Annotated in this window: 1 protein-coding gene; it reads right to left on the bottom strand. The window is 36.3% G+C overall.

The genetic code is table 11. From position 1 onward, the window contains the following. Positions 1 to 43: 43 nt before the first annotated feature. Positions 44 to 727 carry an amino acid racemase gene (locus A5875_RS23125; protein WP_088935942.1) on the bottom strand — a complete coding sequence of 228 codons (684 nt, stop codon included), beginning with the start codon at positions 725 to 727 and terminating at the stop codon, positions 44 to 46. Between the last annotated feature and the right edge of the window lie 299 nt (positions 728 to 1,026).

Below are 1,026 nucleotides of genomic sequence, written 5' to 3'. Positions count from 1 at the left end.
AAGACTTATTGGTTAAAAGATATTTACAAAAAAACAGATCCTCCTACTTGGAAGATCTGTTTTTCAATGCTAACTCAATGGTGCGATCAGCTAAAATCGATTGTGCATCAATTACTGGATAGGGTACTTCTTCCGTCAATTCTTGAACTAAAGATAGTTCTGTGCAGCCTAAAATAGCATTTTGACACCCATATTTTTCAAAGACATCTGAAAGAATTTCTAAATATAACTCACTATTGATGTAGTCGTTTTCCTTCACATCATGATAAATCAGATAATTAACTTTTTCTTGAAGTTCTTGTTCAGGAGCCATAACTTCAAATCCTTTTGCCTCCAGCTCACTTTGGTATACTTTAGCTGTCATTGTTCCGGCAGTAGCCAACACGGCAATTTTCTCTCCCGGTTGATGGTGCTTCGTCGCCTCATTAACCGCTTCACGCGGCATGTGCAATAATGGAATTTTCGTTGCACCTTGAAGCTGTTCAAAAAAGTAATGAGCAGTATTGCAAGTCAGCACTATAAAATCAGGCTGTAATAAATTTTGTTTCTCAATATCATCTAATAGAAACGGCAATGGACTAGGAGCCTCATTATCCAAAATGTAAGCCGTCCGGTCAGGAACAGTCGCATGATTGAACATCACATAATTCAAGTACTCTTGATCATTGTGAGCTTGGGTTCGTTGATTCAGTATTCGAATAAAACTTTCTGTTGCCATTGTTCCCATACCTGTCTCTTATACACATCTAGATGTGTATAAGAGACAGGTATTCGAATAAAACTTTCTGTTGCCATTGTTCCCATACCGCCAAGAATACTAAAAAAATTTTCCATATTTATCCTTCTTTCTCTTTAAAGAATAAATCAAATCGTCCTTTATATTTGCTGAACATGTATTTCATTAATACCCAACGCATCAGAGACATATCTTTCTTATAAAAGACTGTAGTGCCCCTGTCTCTTATACACATCTAGATGTGTATAAGAGACAGATTTATAACAACGGACTTATTATAAACGAACCTC

It is taken from the genome of Enterococcus sp. 3H8_DIV0648 (assembly GCF_002140655.1).
GTDB lineage: Bacteria > Bacillota > Bacilli > Lactobacillales > Enterococcaceae > Enterococcus_A > Enterococcus_A hulanensis.
This window is presented reverse-complemented; position numbering and strand designations above follow the sequence as displayed.

Excerpts from the sequence above, each read along its gene's own strand:
- A5875_RS23125 (WP_088935942.1), bottom strand. The coding sequence starts at position 727 with ATGGGAACAATGGCAACAGAAAGTTTTATTCGAATACTGAATCAACGA.